Raw genomic sequence first — 21,111 nt, forward strand, 5'->3', positions numbered from 1 at the left:
CCGCTCCGGCTCCCGGCCGGCGCGGTGGCCACCCGCGTGGCCAGCGCGCACCCCGGGCTTCGGCCGGCCGGGCCTGCCGGACTCGATCACCGTCGCCACCGGCACCGCCCCCCGACCACTGTGCCGAGGAACAACACCACGCGCGATGTCGACCCCGGGGGTCGCGTCATGGCGTGGCAGCGCCGCCCCGGCCGCGGCTCTGGAGGAACTGTTGTTGGCCGCCCAGGAACCCGTCCGCGAAGAGCGAGCGGGGGGCGATGAGCGCGGTGAGCGTGGTCCTGAGGTCCGACTGCTCGATGGACCGCTTGACCAGTGAATGGGCCGCGTCCGGGTAACGCTCGACCGTCAGCGCGCCGCCCGCGTCCAGCACCTCGCGGTAGACGCGCTCCGTGTCGGCGGTGTCCACGTTGAGGTCGTGGCCCGCCAGGATCAGCAGCACCGGTATGCCACGCAGGGCGCGGAGGTCCTGGGTGGCGTCCGCGGTGTAGTTCTTGGCGATGAAGCTCCAGCGGTCGGCGGTCATGCCGTCCGCGTCGCCGTCCATCGCCCTCATGTACTCCCCGAAGGTCGCGTGCTGGTGCAACAGCCGTCGGACGGAGTCGCTCTCGGCGATCTCGGCCGTCGTGCGGGCCGCCGACGCGCCGTCGGCGCGCAGCTCGGCGAGGAGGTGGTAGCGGCCCTGCCGGAGCCAGTTGATCGCGGGCGAGACGGCGATGACGAAGCTCACGCGCGTCTTGGCGGCGATCTTCGGCAGGACCCAGCCGGCCTGGCTGGCGCCCCAGAGACCGATCCGGTCGGCGTCGATGTCCGGGCGGGCGCGCGCCCAGGCGATGGCGGCGGCCGCCTCGTCGGCACGGTCGTCCATGGACTGGTCGAGCCAGTTTCCGGCCGCGCCCGCGACGCCGGGCTTGTCCCAGGACAGGGAGGCGTACCCGGCCTTGGCGTTCGCCTCCCACAGGGGCTTGTACCCGTCGTCGTGGGTGGCGCTCACAGGGCCGTCGCCATGGACGTAGACGATCAGGCCGTGGTGCTTACGGCCGTCCTTGGGAGTGGCCAGTACGCCGTTGAGGGAGTGGCCGCCATGGCGGATCGAGACCCGCTGCTCGTCCATGTCGTCGGAGTTCTGCCACAGCACCACACCGACGAGACCGGCGGCCACGATCAGGACCGTGACGAGGGACCACACGGCGACGCGGAGCCCGCGCCGTCGGGGATGGACCTTGGGACACATGAGATCTGACCGCCTCTGATCGCGTTGACGATCCATCAAAACTATCACTGCGCAAACGATCGTCGATGAGATGATAGTTTTGAACGGAGGATGCAACACGAAGAGGGGGACCGGCATGGGACTGGAAGCGACGGGCACCGGCACAGGACCGGTGACGCTACGGCGGGGCGTTCCGGCCGGAGCCGAGCGGCGGGCGGCCGAGTTGTACTGGGACGCCTTCGGGCGCAAACTCGGCCCCGCCCTGAACCCGCCGGACAAGGCGGTGCCGTTCCTCGCCGCCCACCTGAACACCGATCGCGCGGTGTGCGCGCTCCTCGACGGGCGGCTCGTCGGACTCGCCGGCTACCAGCTCGACGGCCGGGCCCTCACCGGGGGATCGGCCTCCGCCGTGCTGCGCGCGTACGGACACCTGCGGGGACTGCACCGGCTCCTGATCCTCGCCCTGTTCGAACGCCGACCGGCACCGGGGCAGCTCGTCATGGACGGCATCGCCGTGGACCCGCGCCTGCGCGGCCGAGGCGTGGGGAGCCTGCTCATCGAGGAAGTGGCCGCCGTCGCGGCGGAGCGGGACTGCCGGGAGATCAGACTCGACGTGATCGACGTCAACCCGCGCGCCAGAGCCCTCTACGAGCGACGCGGCTTCAAGGCTGTACGGACCGAGCACACGCCCTGGCTGCGCGGGCTGCTGGGATTCGGAGCGGTGACCACCATGCACCGCCCCGTCGAGGCCAACGGGCCGGGAGGAACGCGCACATCATGACCGACCACATCGAGATCCCCACCCGTATGCTCGTCCACGCACTGGTCCGCGAGGACGGCACCGTCGGCGCGGACGAGCTGTACACGGTCGCCAACTCCCTGGGCATGAGCGACCAGCAGGTGCGACTGTGCCTCAAACGGCTCGTGGCCGAGGGCCGGTTCACCCATGAGGGCCGCGGCCGCAAGGCCGAGCTGCGCGCGAGCGCGGACACCGTGCGGGCCCTCGCCCCCAACGCGGACTTCCTCCGGCACGCCTTCCAGCAGGATGCCGGGCTCGCACCCTGGGACGGCGTCTGGCACCTGGCCGCCTTCGCGGTGCCCGAATCGGCGCGCACGGCCCGGGACTCCTTGCGGGAGACCCTCGTCCACCTCGGCGGTGCCCCGCTCCAGGGCGGACTGTACGTCTGCGCCAACGCCTGGGAACCGTACGTCGAAGAAGCGGCCCACCGCCTCGGCGCCCAGGACGCGCTCACTCTCCTCACCACGACGGATCTGCGCAGGGGCGGCGTCCAGAAGCCCGCCGAACTCGCTCGCGGCCTGTGGCCCCTGCCGGAGATCGCCGACCGGTACCACCGCCTCGGCCGCCTCACCCGGCCGCGCCTCGAGCGGCTCACCGGCCCCGACGTACTCTCCCCGTCCGCGCTCCTCACCGTCGCGGTCGAGCTGGCCGCCGAGCTCACCCGCGCCATGGAGCCCGACCCCTTGCTGCCGCCCGAGCTCCTGCCCCAGCCCTGGCCCGGCACTCAGGCCCGGGAGCTCATCGCCCAGTGCTGGGCGGCCCTGCGCGAACGAGAGAGCGGCGAAACCCGCCCGGTCCTGTTCCGCCGTTACGCCGACATCACCCGAGAAGTGGCGGACCGGGCCGTGCGCTGAACGCGCTCGCGAAGCGCTTCGACGTCTCAAACATGGGACCAATCTTGGGAGTGGCCCTTGTGTACGCCTGGGCGCTCACTTAACCTCGCAGCAATATCGATGCGCTTCGACAGTGAGTCCTGTCGCAGTGAATGGATGTCTGATGCGAAAGCTCAGCCAGTTCCGGTCCACGACACGGCAGCCGACGGCCTACCGCCGGGTGTCCAGGTGCGCCATGAAGGGTTGACGCAATGACGCCGAACGCCGCCTCCCCGGGCCGAGCCGGACTCGACCCGTACGACTCCCGGCACATCGTCTTCGGCACAGTCATCACCGGTGACCCGCGCGTGTGCGGCAGGGTCCACCTCGCCACCAACGGACGCGACGGAGAGCCCGTCTGACGCCTGCCCCTCAGGGGACGACCCGAGGGTTGACAAGCCCGGCCCATCGAATAGTCATGTACCTGACATGACTCGAAAGGAGCCCACGTGCCCAGACGATCAGGCAGACGACTGCTCCGCCTCCTCGCGGCCGTCGTGCTGACGGCCACCGCGTCCTTCACCGCCGCGGTCCACTCCACCGCCTCGGCCGCGCCCGGCAGCCCGGCGCTCACTCCACCGCTGGGCTGGAACAGCTGGAACAGCTTCGGATGCGGGATCACCGAGGCGCAGGTCCGTCAGGCCGCCGACGCGATGGTGTCGTCGGGCATGCGGGAGGCCGGCTACCGGTACGTGGTGGTCGACGACTGCTGGTTCGACCCGCAACGCGATCCGGCGGGCAACCTGCGGTCCAACCCGACCAAGTTCCCGAGCGGGATGAAGGCCCTCGGGGACTACATCCACGGCAAGGGCCTGAAGTTCGGCATCTACCAGGTACCGGGCGAACGCACCTGCGCGCAGACCACCGGCGCCTATCCCGGGTCGACGGGCAGCAGGGGGCACGAGGCCCAGGACGCCGCCACGTTCGCCTCGTGGGGCGTCGACTACCTCAAGTACGACTGGTGCTCCTCCAGCGGTACCCGCGACGAGCAGATCGCGCGCTTCACGCTGATGCGCGACGCCCTGCGCGCCACCGGGCGGCCGATCGTCTACAGCATCAACCCCAACAGCTTCCACGAGATCACCGGCGCCACGTACAACTGGGGCGAGGTCGCCGACCTGTGGCGGACGACCGAGGACCTGCTCGACATCTGGCAGAACGGCAACACCAACAGCTATCCGATGGGCGTCGGCAACGTCCTGGACATCACCGCGCCCCTGGCGGCGCAGTCGGGTCCGGGACACTGGAACGACCCCGACATGCTGGTCGTCGGCCGCCCCGGCCTCTCGCTGACCGAGTCCCGCTCGCACTTCGCCCTGTGGGCACTGCTGAGCGCACCGCTCATGGCCGGCAACGACATCCGCACCATGTCCGCCGACGTGAGCGCGATCCTGCGCAACCCCCGTCTGCTGGCGGTGAACCAGGACTCGCTGGGCGCGGGCGGGCGCCGGGTGCGCGACGACGGCAACACCGAGGTGTTCGCCAAGCCCCTGTCCGACGGCTCGGTCGCGGTGGGCCTGTTCAACCGGGGCGGCGGTACAGCGACGATCACCACCACGGTCGCGCAAGTCGGCCTGTCCGGCGGGCCGTTCACCCTCACGGACCTGTGGACCGGATCCACGTCGAGCACGTCCGGGCAGATCTCGGCGAGCGTCCCCGCGCACGGCGTGGCCGCGTTCCGGGTGAGCGGTGGCAGCCCGCTGGCCGCCACCACCTCGCGGCTGCGCGGCACCGCCTCCGGCCGCTGCCTGGACGTGGACAACGCCTCCACCGCGGCCGGGGCCGCCGCCCTGCTCTGGGACTGCCACACGGCCGCCAACCAGCTGTGGACCACGTGGGCCGGCGGCGAGATCCGCGTCTACGGCGACAAGTGCCTCGACGCCTACAACCAGGGCACCACCAACGGCACCCGGGTCATCACCTGGCCCTGCAACGGCCAGAACAACCAGAAGTGGACCGTCGGCTCCGACGGATCGATCCGCAACGTCCACGCCGGGCTGTGCCTCGACGCCAACGGGGCCGGCACCGCCAACGGAACCCCGCTGGTCCTGTGGAGCTGCAACAGCCAGGCCGGCCAGAAGTGGACTCGCACATGAGGCCCGTAGCGCACGGGCCGGCGGCTCAGCCACCGGCCGGCATTCCCCGGAGGCCACGATGACGACGATTCGGCCGTTACCGGCCACCCGCACCAGCCTCACCCGGGCAGTCGCCTGGATGGTGGGCCTCCTGCTGGCGTTCGCCGTCCTTCCCGCCGCCGTGCAGCCCACGGCGGCCAGGGCCGACAACCCGATCGTGCAGCACATCTACACCGCCGACCCGGCCCCGCTGGTGCACAACGGACGGGTCTACCTCTACACCGGGCACGACGAGGACGGTTCCACCTACTTCACCATGAAGGACTGGCGGGTGTGGTCCTCCGCCGACATGGTCAACTGGACCGACCACGGCTCACCGCTCGGTCTGAACACCTTCAGCTGGGCGTCCGCCGACGCGTGGGCGGGGCAGGCCGTGCAGCGCAACGGCCGGTTCTACTGGTATGTGCCGGTGAAGAACCGGGCCACCGGCCGGATGGCCATCGGCGTGGCGGTGTCCGACAGCCCGACCGGTCCCTTCCGGGACGCCCTCGGGCGCCCCCTGGTGGAGAACGGTGAGATCGATCCGACCGTCTTCGTCGACGACGACGGCCAGGCCTATCTGTACTGGGGCAACCCGAACCTGTCGTACGTCAGGCTGAACGCCGACATGACCTCCTACTCGGGAGGCGTCACCCGGATCCCGCTCACCACCGCGGGGTTCGGCACCCGCACCGGCGACCCCAACCGCCCCACCCTGTACGAAGAGGGGCCGTGGGTGTACAAGCGGAACGGCCTGTACTACATGGTGTTCGCGGCCAAGTGCTGCTCGGAGTTCATCGCCTACTCGACGGCGCCCGGCCCGACCGGGCCGTGGACCTACCGCGGGACGGTCATGCCCACCCAGGGCAGCAGTTTCACCAACCACCCCGGGATCGTGGACTTCAAGGGCAGCTCGTACTTCTTCTACCACAACGGCGCGTTGCCGGGCGGCGGCGGCTTCACCCGCTCGGTCGCGGTGGAGAGGTTCTCCTACAACGCCGACGGCACGATCCCGACGATCACCATGACGAACGCGGGTGCCCCGCAGGCCGGCCCGCTCAATCCGTACGTACGCCAGGAGGCCGAGACGATCGCCTGGGGTTCCGGGATCGAGACCGAACCGTCCAGCGAAGGCGGCATGAACGTCGGCTGGATCGACAACGGCGACCACATCAAGGTGAAGGGCGCAGCCTTCGGGTCCGGCGCGGCCTCCTTCACCGCGCGCGTGGCCTCGGCCGCCACCGGCGGCGGCACCGTCGAACTGCGCCTGGGCGGTCCGAACGGCACGGTCGCGGGCCGGTGCGCTGTGCCGAACACCGGCGGCTGGCAGACCTGGACGACGGTGACCTGCCCGGTCAGCGGCGCGACGGGAACCCAGGACCTGTACCTGCGGTTCACCGGCGGCAGCGGCTACCTGCTCAACATGAACTGGTGGCAGTTCACCCCGGCGGCCACCGTCACCCCACCCGGGTAGTCCGGCGCAGAGGCACGTCCTCGCGATCCTGGTTGCCCGGGGAGGCGGGCAACCAGGTCACCGTTGTACCGCGTGGGGATCGTGAGCCCGTCGGGGTTGCCCGTGGCGTCGAACAGCACCGGCTCGTCGTAGGTGACCATCTCGATCTGCCGGGGCAGCCCGCGGGAGAACCGTCTCGCTCCAGGTCATCGGGATGCGGACGCTGTGGAAGCCCTCCGCCCGGACGGCTTTGCACAGCTCTCTGGTGGCCTTGGGATGGCCCCAGGACGTCTCGTCCGCAATCGCGTCCAGGGTGTTGCCCAGGTTCCGGCTGGGCTGCATCGCCGCGACGGCGTCCATGGCGCGGGCCGGAACCCTGACCGTGGAGCCTGCCTGCTGTGCCGTGCCGCCGGGCGCGGCGAGCGCGTGCTGCCGGACAGTTCCAGGATGACGAGCAGCGCCACCAGCAGGCCGGCCAGGCTTCCGGTACCCCGTCTGCGGTGGTGTGCGGGTTGCCGTACGTCCTTCACGTGTCGTTTCCTTCGGTCGAGCGGGAGGGGGCTGGTTCAGCCGTCGAGGGGCTCGTAGTCGAACCAGTCGAAGTGGACGGTGCCTGCCGCGGCGTACATGCCGATGACCCGGCCGGTGAAGCCACCGGCGACCTCGGTCGACAGGTAACGGCCGTCGAGGGCCGCGAGCTCGGTGAACGTACCGTCGGGCTGCTCGACGCCGAGGGAGACGACGTCGGGTCCCGTGCACGGTCCGTGCGGAGACGGCGGTTCCGTCATCGTGACGGCGAGGACCACCGGCCCGGCGGGCACGGAATGTTCGGCCACGACGGTGCGCAGGGAACCGACACGCGCGACCACCCGCACCCGGGCGCCGGACACCTCGATCGCGTAGTGGTGCCGCTCGTCGAGCCGCACGGCCAGGCCGCCGCTGCCCTCCGCGGCGTCGACCAGAGTGCGCGCCCGGCACGACAGGTGCTGCTGGCGCCGACCGGTGAACACCACCTCGGGTTCGTCCAGGGAGCCGCCCCGTGCGCGGAGCGTCAGCCATCCGGGGCGCTCCTTGGTGGTGCAGTGTTCGGCGGGCCGGTCACGCAGGGAGATCCAGGACGGGCGCAGTTCGGCGTGCTCGAAGTCGTCCCGGTGTTCCTCGGCAGGGCCGGGGGAGAGCGGCCACGGGAGTTCGGGCAGGTCCAGGGTGACCTCGCCGACGACCGGCCAGTCGTCCACCCAGGTCACGGGGGCCAGGAAGGTCTCCCGGCCGAGCACGTGCCAGCCCGGGGTGCCGCCGCCCGGCCGGACGCCGAGCAGCACCATCCACCAGGAGCCGTCGGGGCCCTGGACCAGGTCGGCGTGCCCGGTGTTCTGGACGGGGTGGTCGGTGCCGCGATGGGTGAGGACCGGGTTGGCCGGGCACGGCTCGAACGGGCCGGCGGGTGTACGGCCGCGGGCGATCGACACGCCGTGGCCGCGCTCGGTGCCGCCCTCGGCGATGAGCAGATACCAGTAGTCGCCGATCCGGTACAGGTGGGGAGCCTCCGGGGCCTTGGCGCCGGGCCCGCCGGACCAGAGCCGGTGCGGTGTGTCGTACGTCTGCCCGGTGGCCGGGTCGAGACGGACCTGCGAGACCCCGGCGACCGTGCACCAGCAGGTGCCGTCCTCGTCCCAGACCAGGTCGGGATCGATGCCGGGTACGCCCGGCGCCGGTATGGGGTCCGACCACGCTCCGGCGGGGTCGGTGGCCGTGACGATCAGGTTGCCGCCGCCCTCGGTGCAGTTGGTGACGATCAGCCAGAAGCGGCCGTCGTGGTGGCGCAGGGTGGGGGCGTAGATCCCGCCCGAGGACCACGCCTCCGTCAGAGGCAGCTGCTCCGGCCGGTCCAGAGCGTTGCCGATCTGGGTCCAGTGCACCAGGTCACGGCTGTGGAAGAGGGGCACCCCGGGGAAGTACTCGAAGCTGGAACAGGCCAGGTAGTAGTCGTCGCCGACGCGGCAGACGCTGGGGTCGGGGTGGAAGCCGGAGATCACGGGGTTCACGGGGTTGGTGACGCGTCCGTCCGGTTGGCGCAGAGGGGGCACCCGAGAAGTCCTCTCGTCGGTTCGTGATACGGGCGTGGATGGTTCAGGGAGCGTCGGGAGCCCTGGGGGTGATGCGGAGCAGGACGGCGGACGGTGCGGTGGGCAGGGTCAGGCTCAGCTCGGCGGTGTCGGGTGTCCAGGCGGACTCGGCCCGGCCGGCCGAGGGGTAGAGCAGGTCGACACCGGCGGCGGTGTCCCGCAGGTGGGGCAGGTGAAGCGTCGCCGTGGCGTCGGCTCCGGGGCGGCGCCAGACGGTGAGGTACGTGGTGGCCGGGGACCGCAGGGCCAGGGCGATCCAGGTGTCGTCCCAGGCGGGAAGGCCCAGTGGCCAGGACGGCACGGCTTGCGGCAGGTCGGCGCGGATGGCCTTGTACGCGGCTACCGCCTCGTGGACCAGGGCGCGGGCTTCAGGCTCGAGTTCGGGAATGCGGCCGGAGAGATGGATCCGGCCGAGGAGCGCGTTGGCCATGGTGAAGGCCACCTCGTCGAGGGAGTCCTCCGGCTGCGGGTATGCCCAGACGGCGCCCTGTTCGGGGGTGGCGGCGGTGGGCGCGGAGGCCGCGATGGGCGCGTAGAGGTGGAGGTTCTGCTGGTCGCTGGTGGACTGCAGCTGCGTCCGGGACAGCAGCGCGTGGTCCCAGCGCATGCCGCCGGAGGAGCAGTTCTCCAGGACCAGGTGCGGGTACCGGTCGAGGATGCCGTCGAGCCAGTCGAGGTGCGCCCGGTTGTGGCCGAGCAGACCGGCGGCCGGGGTCTCGCCGGGGTGGTCGCTCGTGCCGGAGCCGGGGTCGATGTTGTGGTCGAGTTTGAGGTAGCCGACGCCCCAGTCGCCGACCAGGCGGTCCACGACCTGGTCCAGGTGGGCACGGGCGGCCGGGTGGCGCAGGTCCAGGTGGTGCCGGCCGGTCTCTGTGACGCGGACGCCGTCGCGGCGGAAGAACGCCTCGTCGGGCAGCGACTCGGCCATGGGACTGCGGACGCCGATCACCTCCGGCTCCAGCCACAGACCGGGAACCATGCCGCGCTCCCGGATGCGGTCCAGTACCTCGTGGATCCCCTTCTCCCCGGGGAAGCGTGAGGCGGCCGGTTCCCAGGCGCCGACGGTGGTCCACCAGCCGCCGTTGTCGCCGTCGTACCAGCCGGCGTCGATCACGAAGTACTCCGCGCCCGCGTCGGCCGCCGCGTCGATGTGCGGCAGCAGCTTCTCGGTCGTGGGGTCGCCCATCAGGCAGTTCATGTAGTCGTTGAAGATGACGGGCAGGCGCTGGTGGTCGGCGTGCGGGCGGCGCTGGGCGCGGCGGTAGCGGGTCAGCGCGGCGAACGCGGCGTCCGGACCGCCGTCTGCGCTGAACGACAACGCGGCGGGTACGGTGCGGAATTCGGTGCCTGGTTTGAGCGAGTGCCGCCAGCCGTGGTGGGTGTCGGTGGGGCCGAACAGCGCCGCGTAGGCCGCCTTGTCGCGCTCGCCGGACTCCCAGTGCCAGCCCCCGCCGTTGTGCTCGACCTGCCACACCCATGTGCGGCCCGTACGCCGGTCCGTCAGGCCGCCCATGGGGAGGTGTCCGCAGCTGGACCAGGTGCCCTGTCCGTTCAGGGCGAAGCCGGACTTGCCGTGCCCGTTGCTCACGCGTCCGCTGTGGACCGGCGTGGTCAGGCGCATCGGCTGTCGGCGCCAACGGCATTCGGAGAGCCAGTCGTTCTCCGCCCACAGCAGGTCCGCGGCGTCGATGGCCACCGGGTCCTGCGGGGTGAGACCGCCCACCGCGAGCGAGCTGACCGACTCCAGGTGCAGCGCGGTCCGCCCTTCGTGGCGCAGGGTCACCTCGCCGCGGAGCACCGGGATGCCGTCCGCCGATCGGTAGGTCACCTCCGCGAGCAGCCCGGTCTCCGGATCGTGGAGGTGCACGGTCAGTGTGTGCCAGTCGCCGTCGCGCGTCGCGTGGTGGGCACGGTGGCGCAGCCTCCCGCCGATTTCGGTGCCGACGAGGCGGTTGCCCGACCAGTCGCGGCCGTGACCCGCGGCCCTCACTTCCACCAGGGGTGAGGGGGGCGAGGCGCGCCGCTCGGGAGGCGCCTCGCCGGGGAGGCCGATACGGGTGAGGTGGGCGGTGCCGTCTTCGCCGACGCCTATCTCGACCTGAAGGGCCTGGTGACCCCATCGGAGGGTCTGCGGTGCGCTGGTCATGGCTGGCCTTTCTGGCGGGGGAGAGGGGGACGGTGCCGTGTGCTCTGTGCCATGTGCTCCGGCCTCTGGACTCAGGCGATACGGAGTACGGCGCAGCCGCCGCCGGGCAGTTCGGACACCGTGCCGCCCGTGAGCAGGTCATGGGCGGGCTCGGGCAGGGGCACGGGTTCGGGGCGGTGGCTGATCAGGAAGCGCCAGCGGCGTCCGTCCGGAGCGTGTCGGGTGACGGCCTCGACCTGCGGGGGCAGGCCCGGAAGTCCGGGGCCCACGCCGGCCTCGTCGAGCAGTCGGGCGACCAGGGCGCCGTAGCCGGCGTCGGTGAGGTGCGTTGAGAGGTACCACCCCTGCCCGGTGCCGAAGTGGTGACGGGTCAGCGCCGGGCTGCCGTTGAGGATCCCGTGGGTGTAGGCGGCGAGCGTCTCGGCGCCCTCGGTGCGCAGGGACTCGCTCCAGGCGGTGCCCTGGGTGCCGTCCGACAGGGTGATCCGCTCGCCGCGCCGTAGCGGCCGGTACTCCTCGACGCGGATGCCCAGCGCCTCGCGCAGAGGAGCGGCCGGGTAGCCGCCGAGGCGGGCGTGGAGACGCTCGTCGACATAGCCGCTCGCGTGCTGGACGACGAGCGTCCCGCCGCCGGCGACGTACCGGCGCAGATTCTCGGCGGCCCGGTCGGAGAGGAGGAACAGGGCCGGTGCGACGACGAGGCGGTAGTGGCCCACCTCGTGTGCGGGGTGGGCGAAGTCGACCGTGACGCCGGCGTCCCACAGCGCGCGGTGCGCCCGGCCGAGTGTCGTGTGGTAGTCGAGTTCCGCGGAGGGCAGGCCGTCCACGTCGAGTGCCCACCACGCGTCCGGGTCGTGCAGGACGGCCACCTGCGCGGACACCGTCGATCCCGCCAGCTCGCCGAGGCGGGCGACCGCCTCCCCGGTCTGTGTGACCTCGCGGAAGATCCGGCTGTCGGGTCCCGCGTGCGGAACCATCGCCGAGTGCCAGGTCTCGGCGCCGGCCCGGGACTGGCGCCACTGGAAGAAGAGGGCGCCCTCCGAGCCGCGGGCGATGTGGCCGAGGGTGTGGCGCAGGATGTCACCGGGGTCCTTGGCGAGGACCCGGTCGCCGTCGTAGACGGTGCTCGTGCCCTGCTCCATCAGCAGCCAGGGACGGCCGCCGCCCAGGGAGCGGGCGCGGTCCGCGTGGAAGGCGACGTCGGCGGCGGCGGACAGGCCGGGCGCACCGGGGTACTGGTCGATGGTGACCACGTCGAGTTCCCGGGCCAGCGCCCACACGTCGATGTTCTGGTACGAGGGCAGCATCAGGTTGGTCGTCACCGGCCGGTCGCTGTGCGCGCGGATCGCGTCCCGCTGCTCGCGGTAGGCGGCGGTGACCTCGTCGGCCCAGAAGCGGCGGAAGTCCAGTTCCTGGCCGGGGTTCTTGTGCCAGTTCGTCGCACGCGGCGGCAGCACCTGTTCCCAGGAGGTGTAGCGCTGACTCCAGAAGGCCGTTCCCCACGCCTCGTTGAGGATGTCGAGCGAGCCGTGGCGGGCGCGCAGCCACACCCGGAAGGAGGCCGCCGTGTGGTCGCAGTAGCACAGGGTGGCGTACTCGTTGTGCACGTGCCACAGCGCGAGGGCGGGATGGTCGCCGTAGCGTTCGGCGAGCGCCCCGGCGATCCGGCGCGCCGAGTCGCGGTACGCGGGTGCGGTGAGGCAGTACGTGTCCCGGCTGCCGTGGACGAGCCGCGTGCCGTCGGGCCGGACCGTCAGCGCGTCCGGATGGGCCAGGGTGAACCAGGGCGGCGGGGACGCGGTGGGGGTGGCCAGGTCGACGGCCACGCCGTTCGCGTGCAGGCGCTCCAGATGGGCATCCAGCCACGCGAAGTCGTAGTGGCCCTCCTCCGGCTCCAGCAGCGCCCAGGAGAAGACGCCGACGGTGGCCAGATTGACCCTGGCCCTGCGCATCAGCTCGTCGTCCTCCTTCCATACCGGCTCGTCCCACTGCTCGGGGTTGTAGTCCCCGCCGAAGGCCAGGCCGCCCAGGCGGTCAGTGATGCTGCGAGTCGTCATGGCGGTTCCTCGGTACGGGGGAATCGGGCAGCTCGCCCGGCCGTGGGGGCGGGCGTGTCGCTCGGCCAGCCGCTACGCGGCCTCGCTGCGGCCGCTCCTGCGATCGAGGGCCGCTGCGTGTCGAAGCGCTTCACTTGCAGGTGCAAGACAAGAAACAAGCGTCATGCGAAACAAGGGCCTCCATGGGGAGAAGCCCTTTGCTGCTTGCCTGTTATCAGCCTGCCAGAAAAGAAGGCCGTGTTGAAGCGCTTCGACAATGTCGCTTCAGAGCCCTGGAACGAGGTCGGCGGTGGCCTGGTCGGTCTACGGACGGACGGTGCCGCCGGTGGCCCAGTAGACCGTGTAGTTGTGGCTGTGCGCGTCGTGGAACGGGCCCACGTCGACGGTGGAGCCGGCCGGAGAACCGCTGGGGAACCCGAGCCCGGAAAGGGCTCAGGTCCCGGGCGTGCGGGTCATCCGGCGGTCAGGGTGGTCCACTTCTGGTTGGAGCCGCCGGTGCAGTCCCACAGCTGGAGTTGTGTGCCGTCGGCCGTGGAGGAGCCCGGAACGTCGAGGCAGCGGCCCGAAGCGGGGTTGCGGTAGCCGCCGTTGTAGGGCTGCCAGACCTGGTTGGCGCCGCCGTGACAGGACCAGAGCTGCACCTTGGTTCCGTTCGCGGTGCCATAGCCGGCGGCGTCGAGGCACTTGCCCATGGAGCGCAGCGTGCCGTCGGTGTAGGCGGACCACACCTGGTTGGCATCGCCGCCACAGCTCCACGTCTGGACGGCGGTCCCGTCGGCTGTGGCGGCGCCTTTGACGTCCATGCACTTGCCGGCGATGCCGGACTGTACGCGTGCGGGGGCGGGGGCGGGGGCGGGGTTCTTCAGCCATCCGGCGCTGTCCGCGGCCCGGACGCCGCGGTGGAAGGCGTCGGCCATCTTCCGGTAGCCCGAGTCGTTGGGGTGCAGGGCGTCGGCCAGGTCGGCCGTGGTCAGGCCGCTCATGTCCACGTACGCGACGTGCTTGCCCGCGGACTGTGCCTCGCTCACGATCTGGGGGATGGCCCGGTTGTAGGCGGCACGGTACTGCTCCTCCGAGCCGCTGGTGGACACGACCAGGGAGGCCACGAGGACGGTCGCGTCGGGGACGGCGGCGGTGATCTGGGTGACCAGCGACTTCAGGCGGGCGGTGGCGGTGGAGACCTGGTAGCTCTCGTTGAGGTCGTTGGTGCCGATCATCAGCGTCACGACGTTGGGCCGGTAACGGGTCAGCGAGGCGTCGGCGAGTGCGGCGATCTGGTGGATCTTGTATCCGGAGTGACCTTGGTTGTCGGGGTCGGACATCGAACCGCCCCGCAACGTGCCCACGAAGTCCAGCGGATGGCCGTCTGTCGCAAGCCTGTTCCACAACGGGCCGCGGTAGCCGTCGCCCGTACTGCTGCCCACACCCCAGGTGATCGAGTCGCCCAACGGCATGACCCGTAAGGGCGTGGTCGGGGCGGCGGAGGCGGGCGTCACACCGGTCGCCGTCACCCCGAGCGCGGCGGCGACGAGCGTGATCAGGGGGAGAAACCAGGGCTTTCTCATGCAGGCGTCCTCTTCTTCGAGTTCTTCCAGTGCTTTGGGTTCTTCGAGTGCTTCCGGTTCTTCCGGTTCTTCGGGTGAACGACGATCACCAGACCCTCGGCAGGCCGGCGATGAAGGAGGTGAGGCGGTCGGAGATGACCCGGTCGTCGTGGGCGGAGTAGTGCCAGTCGCAGCCGAGGAAGTCCAGGCCCGTGTCGTCGAGGAACCAGTGGCGGACCCGGCGGTCGCCGGCGTCGTTGCGCGCCTTGACCACCTGCCGGACATGGTCGGCGTACTGGCCGGAACCCACCGCCACGATGGTCGTGTCGGTCCCGTAGCGCGTGCGCAGCTTCTGGAGGAAGTCGCCGTAGGCGCTGCGGTAGGCGGCCGCGAGGCTGTCCGGCGTCCAGGGCTCACCGGGGTTGACGGCGGTCGAGAAGTCGTTGGTGCCGAGGTTGACCACGACGACCTGGGGCCGCCAGGTGCCCGGGTTCTGCCAGACGTCGCCCGGCACGTTCTGCAGGGCACGGTCGTAGAAGGTCCGGTACGTGACGTCCGACCGGCCTCCGTTGTAGTTGCGCACCATGCCGAGGCCCGAGTAGCCGTTGATCTGGTAGTCGGCGTTCAGTCGCCGGGCGGTGAGGGCGCCGTAGCTCACATCGGAGTTGGTGGTCCGCCTCAGCTGGTCCGAGGTGCAGGTCCGCGAGGTCGAGAGGTTGCCGTAGCCGACGGTGAGCGAGTCCCCGATGAACTCGATCTGGCGTTTGCGGGCGGCGGGTCTGCTCAGTACGGCGCCGCCGGGCGCGGCCACGAAGCCTCCGAAGGCGCTGGTGTACCAGGGGGTGTCGTTGCGCTTGACGAGCCGGACGGTGTGCGTGCTGTTCGACAGGCCGTTGATCCAGTGGGTGGTGTTGCCGGGTGTGACGAGTGTGGCGACGGTGGTTCCGTCGACCTGGACGTCATAGTCGGCGGCCGAGTCGTTGAGCACGATGCCCACGCCGGTGCCGCTGACACGGCCCTCGAAGTACACGCCGGGCCAGCTGTACTGCACGGTGTTCCCGGTGTCCTTGACCCGCCCCGCGGTGTGCGCCTGGGCGAGCACTCCTGTCGGGCGGACGAGATGGCGGGCCGACTGCGCCACCGGCACTCCCTCGGCGGTGCTCGCACCCGACACCAGCGACGCCGCCACACCGGCCACCGCCGCCCACACCCCCATACGCCACCCACGCCCACACCCGACGGCACTGAATAGCATGCGCATGTCACTCAATTGCATCTATGTCCCTTTCGCCGAGTATGGGCTGCCCCGCTACGGCATCGCGTTCGGCTACAGCGCGGCGAAGCTCCACAGCAGGTTGGTGCTGCTGCCGTACGTCCACTGCTTGGTGGCGGAGCCCGAGGAGACGTTGCCGCCGCCGTCGAGGACCAGGCCGGTGGTGCGGTTGGCGATCGAATAGCGGTCGCCGCCCCGGTGGGTGATGGTCCACTGCTGGTTGCTGCCGCCGTTCCAGGCGGCCTGTCGGGCGACGGAGCCGTCGGAGGTGGCGCCCCAGCCGTCGGCGACCATGCCGTTGGCGCGGTTGACCAGCCGGTAGTAGCCGCCTTCGACCTGCTCCGCCTGCCACTGCAGGTTGGGGCTGCCGTTCCAGGTCCACTGCTTGAGTCCGGAGCCGGAGGCGACGTCGCCGCCGCTGTCCAGGGCGAGCCCGTTGGTGGCGTTGGTGATCCGGAAGTAGGTCGCCGGGTCGAACCGGACCCTCAGTGAGGTGATCCGGTCGTTGGCGCCGGTGTCCCTGAGGTCGGGGTGGTCGTCGGTGAAGGTCCAGGAGGTACCGGTGAAGTCGTCTCCGGAGTAGCCGATCACCTGGTAGCCGGGGGCCGCCCGGAGGGAGGACAGTGTGTGCGGGCCCGGTCCGGCGGCGGTCAGGTCGGCCGCGGTGTGGTCGCCGACGGTGAGGACGGCGGCCTTGCCGGTGTAGCCGACGTCGGTGAAGGCGACGGCGCCGGCCAGCGGCCGCAGACCGGGGATCGTGCTGGAGAAGGCGAGCTTCAGCACGTAGGCATGGGCGCTGTACGGCGCGGAGGAGGGCAGGGTGACCGTGAGGCCGGAGGCGTTCTGGGTCGGTGTGGGCAGGTCGATGTAGGTGCCGGCGGTGGTACCGAGGAGCTTGACCGAGGTCAGCGACGAGAGGTTGATCCGGTCCGAGGTGAGGGTCTTGATCGTCAGGGAGCTGCCGGGCCAGCCCAGGACGGTGGCGTACAGGACGTTGTCGGCCTTGTTGCGGGTGAAGCGGATGTCCTGCGGGGTGCCGGCGTGCGGGGTGGTGAAGGAGCCGCCGCCCATCTTCGTCGGGCCTTCGCCGTACGCGGTCCAGGCGCGGGTCGCGTACACCGATTCGCCGAAGCGCTTCAGGTGGTCGCCGAGGGCGAGCAGGATGTCCTTCTGTGCCTGGGGGATGGTGCCGTCGGCCATCGGTGCGATGTTGAGCAGCATGTTGCCGTTCTTGCTGATCCGGTCGAGGAACGAGTGCAGCATCTGCTGGATGGTGTAGTAGCCGATGCCCTGGGTGTAGCACCAGCTGCTGCTGGAGATGCTGTCGTCGGTCAGCCAGTACGGGGTGGTGAGGTCGGCCGGGCCGCCGCGTTCGTAGTCGAAGACCTCGCCCTTGCCGTTCATGCCGTCCTTGTAGGTGGCGACGACCTCGCGGCCCCAGCTGTTGGCCTGGTTGTAGTAGTACGCCAGGAAATTGAGGCGCTGTTGTTCGTCGACGGCGGTCAGGTTGAAGTCCTGCCACAGGATGTCGGGCCGGGCGCGGTCGACGACCTCCTTGAGCTTGTCGAACCAGAGCTGGTTCTCTGCGGCCGACCCCAGTTGTCCGTAGAGCTTCTTGAGGCTGCCGTCCGTCTGGGCGGGGGCGAATTCGTAGAAGCCGGTGAAGTTGAAGGCGTGGTGCATGGCCACCAGCAGCTTGAGGCCCTTGGCGCGGATGGCCGTGGAGAAGAGGTTCAGCAGGTCGAGACCGGGCCCCTTCTGGACCGAGTTCCACTCGTTGACCTGGCTGTCCCACATGGAGAAGCCGTCGTGGTGCTCGGCGACCGGGCCGGCGAACCTGGCGCCGGCGTCGACGAAGAGCTGCGCCCACTCGTCGGGGTCGAACTTCCCGCCGGCCGACTTCAGCTTCGGGGCGAACTCCACGAAGGTGCCCGCCAGGTCCCGCGCTCCGTTGATGAAGTTGTGGTACGGCCACGCAGTCGGCCGGCCGTAGGTCGCGATGTGGTGCTGGTTGGCGTTGTTCCCGCTCTCGTACATGTTGCGCGGGTACCACTCGTTGCCGTAGGCGGGGACGCTGAAGACGCCCCAGTGGAAGTAGATCCCGAACTTCGCGTCCTGGAACCATTCCGGAGCCGGCGGGTGCCGGTCGACGGAGTCCCAGTCGGGCGTGTACGCGCTGGGCATCGCCGCGGCCCCTCCGGCACCGAGCGCACCTCCGGCAATGGTCGCCGTGGCCACGCAGGTCGCGGAGGCCAGCAACTGGCGTCGGTTGATCGAGTTGGACATGAACACATCCCTGATGTGAGAGGGGTGGGGGGAACGCAGAGCCACGCATGAAGGTCGGTCATGTCGTCATGGGATGTCAACAAGGGTGCAGGGATGAAAAGCACCACGTGGCCGGGATGTTTGCGTCACTTGCCGCACTTTTTGTACGTATTACGTGCGCTCAGACATTCCATGTCTGGCGGCCGCCGGGGCCATGTCCCGGCTCGCCGGGTAGCGCGAGCGAGGCGTGATCCGCACCGCGACCGCCGTCCCGCACAGGCATCCCAGTATCATCGGCGTCACTCTCGGCATGCGGACTCCGGAACAGGTCGGACGCGCTCGTGGGGCACGGTGAGGGGAGGGAGTCGCGGTGTCGTTGACGGACAAGGCCATCGATGAGATCCGTGAGCTGATCCGGAGCGGTGCTCTGCCGCCGGGTTCGAAGCTGCCGCCGGAGCAGGACCTGGCCGCGCAGTTGGGGCTGTCGCGCAATCTGGCACGGGAAGCGGTCAAGGCGTTGGCCGTCGCCCGGGTGCTGGAGGTGCGGCGGGGGGACGGCACGTATGTGACCAGTCTGGCGCCGAGTCTGCTGCTGGAGGGGCTGGGCGGGGCGGTGGAGCTGTTGCAAGGCGACTCGGTCGCCCTGCGGGATCTGATGGAGGTGCGGCGGCTGCTCGAACCGGTCGCCACGGCCCTGGCCGCCACCCGCATCTCCAGCGTCCAACTGGCCGAGGTGGAACGGCACTTGGATGCCATGCGCGAGGCCCGCGACGATGTGGAGCAGCTGAACGCCCACGACGTGGCCTTCCACCGCGCGGTCGTCTCGGCCACCGGCAACGAAACCCTCCATGCCCTCCTGGAGGGCATCTCCGGCCGCACTCTGCGGGCCCGTATCTGGCGTGGTCTGGTCGACGACAGGGTCGCGGGCCGCACCCTGGCCGAACACGAGGCGATCTTCAACGCGCTGTCCGCCCGTGACGCCGCTCTCAGCCAGGCCGCCGCGCTGCTGCATGTGAGCAACACCGAGCAGTGGCTGAGGGAACACCTGCGCTCGGGCGAAGCCCTCTCCGCCAGGACGACAGCGGGGACGTGACGGACCGCGAGCCGGTCGGCCGGAAACCTCCCGCCGACCGGCTCGCGCATCCCTGGTCGTGGCCTCAGCAGGTCGAGTTGGTCTGGGTGAGGAGGCCGAGCCGCCACGGGAGGAGGTTGTAGTCGCCGCCCGCGTTGGGGTTCATGCCCTGGTAGAGGTACTGGAGCCGGCAGGACGGGATGGTCAGTGTCTGGTCGTAACCGGCACGGATCATCTCACCGTGACTGATGTCCCTGGTCCAGGCCCCCGACGGGAAGGTGACGTTGTTGGCCCTGGCGAACGGGTTGCTCTCGGACGCGGCCAGCGGGGTCCAGGAGCCGGCGAGGCTGGTCGTCGTCCAGGAGCGGAAGTAGCGTCGGCCGTCCGATCCGATGGCCTCGACCAGAAGCAGGTACTGGTTGGACCCCTGCACCTTGTACACGTTGCTTGCTTCGAACAGTGCGTACTTGGAGTCCTGGGCCGCGATGACGGTGTTGGTGAAGCCGTTCGGGAACTGGCCCACGGTCGTCTGGGAGCGGTACAGATGCCCGTTGTCGTCGGAGGAGAACAGATAGCAGTTGGCGCTGTCGCAGATCACCCACATGTCGACCCAGTAGCCGTTGCCGATGTTCTGCCTGATGATGTCCGGCATCGACGCGTAGAAGTTGCGCGGGGCGCTCCACCCGTTCGGATTGCTGATGTCCGGGTTCGTGGAGTACGACGCGTTGCCGGTCTGGTACACGAGGTACCACAGGCGCTGCGGTGCGTAGTAGAAGACCTGCGGTGCGGCCCGGTACCCGCGTCCGATGGCACTGCGGTCGAGGTAGTGGTGCGTGGCCGAGCCGGCCTGTGACCAGTCACTGAAGTTCAGGTACACCAGGTTGTACCCGGAGGAGCTCGCCGTGCTGGCGAACACGTGGTACTTGCCGTTGTACTGGACGACCGTCGGATCCTTGATGCCGGCGATGTTGTGGGTGGCGTCCGACTTCGGGGAGATCAGCGTCCCGCTGGAGCTCCAGGAGAAGCGGGAGGGCAGTGCGGCGGCGGACCGGGGCGAGGGGGCGTCCGCCTGCTGCGTCGCGACCGCACCGCCCATGGAGGTGAGCGTCGACTGGTAGGCGGGCTTCTTGTTGCCGTTGCGGTCGAACAGCAGGGGGTTCTCCCCGCTGCGCCAGGAGTCGCTGTCGCGGATGCCCCAGACGGTGATGCCGGTGCAGCGCGCCACGTTCATACAGGCCCTGACGGTGTTGGCGTACGCGTTCGGCGGTGCCTGCGCGATGTCCAGTTCGGTGATCTGTACGTCCACGCCGAGGGCGGCGAAGCTCGACAGCGTCGTCTGGAAGCTGGCCGGCGGGCCGCCGGCGCCGAAGTGGGCCTGGAGGCCCACGCAGTCGATGGGCACACCGCGCGCCTTGAAGTCGCGCACCATGCGGTAGACGCCCTGGGTCTTGGCGGCGTTCCAGTCCTCGATGTTGTAGTCGTTGTAGCAGAGCTTGGCCGCCGGGTCGGCGGTCCGGGCGGTGCGGAAGGCCTGCTCGACGAAGCCGGTGCCCAGCACGTCCCGGAAGACCGAGCCGCGCATCTGGCCGCTGCCGCCGTCGGCGAAGGCCTCGTTGACCACGTCCCAGGAGTGGATCCGGCCCTTGTAGCGGTTCATCACCGTGGTGATGTGGTTGTTCATCACCCCGCGCAGCGTGTTCGCGTCCCGGATGGAGCTGACCCAGCCGGGCAGTTGGGAGTGCCACACCAGCGTGTGGCCCCGCATGCGCTGACCGCGGGCCGCCGCCCGGTTCATGATCTGGTCGGCGGCGCCGAAGGTGAACTGTCCGCGGGACCGCTCGGTCGCGTCCCACTTCATCTCGTTCTCGGCCGTCACCGAGTTGAACTCGCGGTCCAGGATGCCGGTGTACGTACCGTCGCCGAGCCTTCCGGCGGCCACCGCCGTCCCGAAGTACCGTCCGGACTGGGCGGCTTGCGCGCCGAGGGTGGAGGCGCGCACGGCGTCCGGCGCCTCGGACGTGGCGGTCGAGGCCTTGGGCGCCGCGGCCGCGGCTTCGGGCGCATCAGGGGCGGCGGTCGCGGCCTCGGGCGCCACCAGGGCGGCCAAGGCCAGGAGTGACAACACCGAGGCCCGGCGACGACCGAGCCGTTTCAGCGGGTTCATGGTTCTCCTCGTGCGG

General features: G+C 70.3%; 14 protein-coding genes. 6 read left to right on the forward strand and 8 right to left on the reverse strand.

Annotated elements, in window-relative coordinates; genetic code table 11:
• Nucleotides 1-166 precede the first annotated feature (166 nt).
• Nucleotides 167-1,231 (reverse strand): alpha/beta hydrolase family protein, encoded by a 1,065-nt coding sequence (locus K4B79_RS04115; RefSeq protein WP_232024855.1) that lies wholly within the window; start codon nt 1,229-1,231, stop codon nt 167-169.
• Between the two features lie 115 nt (nt 1,232-1,346).
• Between K4B79_RS04115 and K4B79_RS04120 the strand changes: the two genes are divergently transcribed.
• From K4B79_RS04120 to K4B79_RS04140, 5 genes are all read left to right on the forward strand, one after another.
• Nucleotides 1,347-1,991 (forward strand): GNAT family N-acetyltransferase, encoded by a 645-nt coding sequence (locus K4B79_RS04120; RefSeq protein WP_232024856.1) that lies wholly within the window; start codon nt 1,347-1,349, stop codon nt 1,989-1,991.
• A complete protein-coding gene (locus K4B79_RS04125) occupies nt 1,988-2,863 on the forward strand; it encodes a PaaX family transcriptional regulator C-terminal domain-containing protein (protein WP_232024857.1) in 876 nt (291 codons plus the stop codon). The genes K4B79_RS04120 and K4B79_RS04125 overlap by 4 nt, the downstream gene beginning before the upstream one ends.
• A 230-nt stretch (nt 2,864-3,093) precedes the next feature.
• Nucleotides 3,094-3,243 carry a hypothetical protein gene (locus tag K4B79_RS04130; RefSeq protein WP_232024858.1) on the forward strand — a complete coding sequence of 50 codons (150 nt, stop codon included), beginning with the start codon at nt 3,094-3,096 and terminating at the stop codon, nt 3,241-3,243.
• A gap of 87 nt (nt 3,244-3,330) precedes the next feature.
• Nucleotides 3,331-4,977, forward strand: coding sequence for a glycoside hydrolase family 27 protein (locus tag K4B79_RS04135; RefSeq protein ID WP_232024859.1), 1,647 nt, complete (start codon nt 3,331-3,333; stop codon nt 4,975-4,977).
• 58 nt (nt 4,978-5,035) lie between these two features.
• The gene (locus K4B79_RS04140) at nt 5,036-6,469 is read left to right on the forward strand and encodes a glycoside hydrolase family 43 protein (protein ID WP_232024860.1); all 1,434 of its coding nucleotides are present in this window, start codon (nt 5,036-5,038) and stop codon (nt 6,467-6,469) included.
• Between the two features lie 545 nt (nt 6,470-7,014).
• Here the strand turns inward: K4B79_RS04140 and K4B79_RS04150 are convergent.
• From K4B79_RS04150 to K4B79_RS04175, 6 genes are all read right to left on the reverse strand, one after another.
• On the reverse strand, nt 7,015-8,535 hold the full coding sequence (locus K4B79_RS04150) for a glycoside hydrolase family 43 protein (protein ID WP_232024861.1): 1,521 nt from the start codon (nt 8,533-8,535) through the stop codon (nt 7,015-7,017).
• A gap of 43 nt (nt 8,536-8,578) precedes the next feature.
• Nucleotides 8,579-10,720, reverse strand: coding sequence for an alpha-galactosidase (locus tag K4B79_RS04155; protein ID WP_232024862.1), 2,142 nt, complete (start codon nt 10,718-10,720; stop codon nt 8,579-8,581).
• 71 nt (nt 10,721-10,791) lie between these two features.
• Nucleotides 10,792-12,777 (reverse strand): beta-galactosidase, encoded by a 1,986-nt coding sequence (locus tag K4B79_RS04160; RefSeq protein ID WP_232024863.1) that lies wholly within the window; start codon nt 12,775-12,777, stop codon nt 10,792-10,794.
• A gap of 452 nt (nt 12,778-13,229) precedes the next feature.
• Nucleotides 13,230-14,342: a ricin-type beta-trefoil lectin domain protein gene (locus K4B79_RS04165; RefSeq protein ID WP_232024864.1), complete on the reverse strand. Its 1,113-nt coding sequence runs from the start codon at nt 14,340-14,342 to the stop codon at nt 13,230-13,232.
• A gap of 85 nt (nt 14,343-14,427) precedes the next feature.
• Complete coding sequence (locus K4B79_RS04170; RefSeq protein WP_232024865.1) at nt 14,428-15,537, reverse strand: SGNH/GDSL hydrolase family protein; 1,110 nt, start codon at nt 15,535-15,537, stop codon at nt 14,428-14,430.
• 111 nt (nt 15,538-15,648) lie between these two features.
• Nucleotides 15,649-17,880: an alpha-L-fucosidase gene (locus K4B79_RS04175; protein WP_232024866.1), complete on the reverse strand. Its 2,232-nt coding sequence runs from the start codon at nt 17,878-17,880 to the stop codon at nt 15,649-15,651.
• Nucleotides 17,881-18,229: 349 nt separating this feature from the next.
• On the opposite strand from K4B79_RS04175, the gene K4B79_RS04180 reads away from it, so the two are divergent.
• Nucleotides 18,230-18,952 carry a FadR/GntR family transcriptional regulator gene (locus tag K4B79_RS04180; protein ID WP_232024867.1) on the forward strand — a complete coding sequence of 241 codons (723 nt, stop codon included), beginning with the start codon at nt 18,230-18,232 and terminating at the stop codon, nt 18,950-18,952.
• 64 nt (nt 18,953-19,016) lie between these two features.
• Here the strand turns inward: K4B79_RS04180 and K4B79_RS04185 are convergent, their stop codons facing one another.
• Nucleotides 19,017-21,095 carry a non-reducing end alpha-L-arabinofuranosidase family hydrolase gene (locus K4B79_RS04185; protein WP_232024868.1) on the reverse strand — a complete coding sequence of 693 codons (2,079 nt, stop codon included), beginning with the start codon at nt 21,093-21,095 and terminating at the stop codon, nt 19,017-19,019.
• Nucleotides 21,096-21,111 lie beyond the last annotated feature (16 nt).

This window comes from Streptomyces lincolnensis (assembly GCF_021173675.1).
Classification (GTDB): Bacteria; Actinomycetota; Actinomycetes; order Streptomycetales; family Streptomycetaceae; genus Streptomyces; species Streptomyces lincolnensis_B.

What these genes read in the sequence shown, in the direction of transcription:
- K4B79_RS04115 (WP_232024855.1), bottom strand. Translation starts at nt 1,231, where the DNA reads ATGTGTCCCAAGGTCCATCCCCGACGGCGCGGGCTCCGCGTCGCCGTG.
- K4B79_RS04120 (WP_232024856.1), top strand. Translation starts at nt 1,347, where the DNA reads ATGGGACTGGAAGCGACGGGCACCGGCACAGGACCGGTGACGCTACGG.
- K4B79_RS04125 (WP_232024857.1), top strand. Translation starts at nt 1,988, where the DNA reads ATGACCGACCACATCGAGATCCCCACCCGTATGCTCGTCCACGCACTG.
- K4B79_RS04130 (WP_232024858.1), top strand. Translation starts at nt 3,094, where the DNA reads ATGACGCCGAACGCCGCCTCCCCGGGCCGAGCCGGACTCGACCCGTAC.
- K4B79_RS04140 (WP_232024860.1), top strand. Translation starts at nt 5,036, where the DNA reads ATGACGACGATTCGGCCGTTACCGGCCACCCGCACCAGCCTCACCCGG.
- K4B79_RS04155 (WP_232024862.1), bottom strand. Translation starts at nt 10,720, where the DNA reads ATGACCAGCGCACCGCAGACCCTCCGATGGGGTCACCAGGCCCTTCAG.
- K4B79_RS04160 (WP_232024863.1), bottom strand. Translation starts at nt 12,777, where the DNA reads ATGACGACTCGCAGCATCACTGACCGCCTGGGCGGCCTGGCCTTCGGC.
- K4B79_RS04165 (WP_232024864.1), bottom strand. Translation starts at nt 14,342, where the DNA reads ATGAGAAAGCCCTGGTTTCTCCCCCTGATCACGCTCGTCGCCGCCGCG.
- K4B79_RS04170 (WP_232024865.1), bottom strand. Translation starts at nt 15,537, where the DNA reads ATGGGGGTGTGGGCGGCGGTGGCCGGTGTGGCGGCGTCGCTGGTGTCG.
- K4B79_RS04175 (WP_232024866.1), bottom strand. Translation starts at nt 17,880, where the DNA reads ATGTCCAACTCGATCAACCGACGCCAGTTGCTGGCCTCCGCGACCTGC.
- K4B79_RS04185 (WP_232024868.1), bottom strand. Translation starts at nt 21,095, where the DNA reads ATGAACCCGCTGAAACGGCTCGGTCGTCGCCGGGCCTCGGTGTTGTCA.